This is a genomic window from Brevibacillus reuszeri (assembly GCF_002897295.1).
Taxonomy (GTDB): Bacteria; Bacillota; Bacilli; order Brevibacillales; family Brevibacillaceae; genus Brevibacillus; species Brevibacillus reuszeri_A.
Window position 1 is genome coordinate 1 of the sequence record NZ_BEXF01000100.1, and the last position, 1,117, is coordinate 1,117.

1 rRNA gene is annotated in these 1,117 nt (G+C 53.5%); it reads left to right on the forward strand.

Annotated features, from left to right (window positions below):
- A 23S ribosomal RNA gene (locus C3B52_RS35575) occupies positions 1 to 1,117 on the forward strand; the annotation flags it as partial.

A 1,117-nucleotide genomic window follows, 5' to 3' on the forward strand; every position in this document is an offset into this window, starting at 1 on the left:
GGGTGACGGCGTGCCTTTTGTAGAATGAACCGGCGAGTTACGATAGCGTGCGAGGTTAAGTTGAAGAGACGGAGCCGCAGCGAAAGCGAGTCTGAATAGGGCGCAAGTACGTTGTCGTAGACCCGAAACCGTGTGATCTAGCCATGTCCAGGGTGAAGGTAGGGTAACACCTACTGGAGGCCCGAACCCACGCACGTTGAAAAGTGCGGGGATGAGGTGTGGCTAGCGGTGAAATTCCAATCGAACTCGGAGATAGCTGGTTCTCCCCGAAATAGCTTTAGGGCTAGCCTCGGAATTTAGAGTCTTGGAGGTAGAGCACTGATTGGGCTAGGGGCCCTCATCGGGTTACCGAACTCAGTCAAACTCCGAATGCCAATGACTTATGTCCGGGAGTCAGACAATGAGTGCTAAGATCCATTGTCGAAAGGGAAACAGCCCAGACCATCAGCTAAGGTCCCCAAGTATACGTTAAGTGGGAAACGATGTGGAGTTGCCCAGACAACCAGGATGTTGGCTTAGAAGCAGCCACCATTTAAAGAGTGCGTAATAGCTCACTGGTCGAGTGACTCTGCGCGGAAAATGTAACGGGGCTAAACGTATCACCGAAGCTATGGCAGTCCTTACGGACTGGGTAGGGGAGCGTTCCAAGCAGCAGTGAAGCCGTACTGGAAAGAGCGGTGGAGCGCTTGGAAGTGAGAATGCCGGTGTAAGTAGCGAAAAGACAAGTGAGAATCTTGTCCACCGAAAGCCTAAGGTTTCCTGGGGAAGGCTCGTCCTCCCAGGGTTAGTCGGGACCTAAGCTGAGGCCGAAAGGCGTAGGCGATGGACAACAGGTTGATATTCCTGTACCACCTCTGTTCCGTTTGAGGAGTGGCGTGACGCAGGAGGATAGGGTGAGCGGCCTACTGGATGGCCGTCCAAGCAGCAAGTGTGGTGTGTAGGCAAATCCGCACACCGTCAAGCACAAGCTGTGATGGCGAGGGAAATTTTAGTACCGAAGTCCCTGATTTCACACTGCCAAGAAAAGCGTCTAGCGAGGAACAAGGTGCCCGTACCGCAAACCGACACAGGTAGGCGAGGAGAGAATCCTAAGGTGCGCGGGATAACTCTTGCTAAG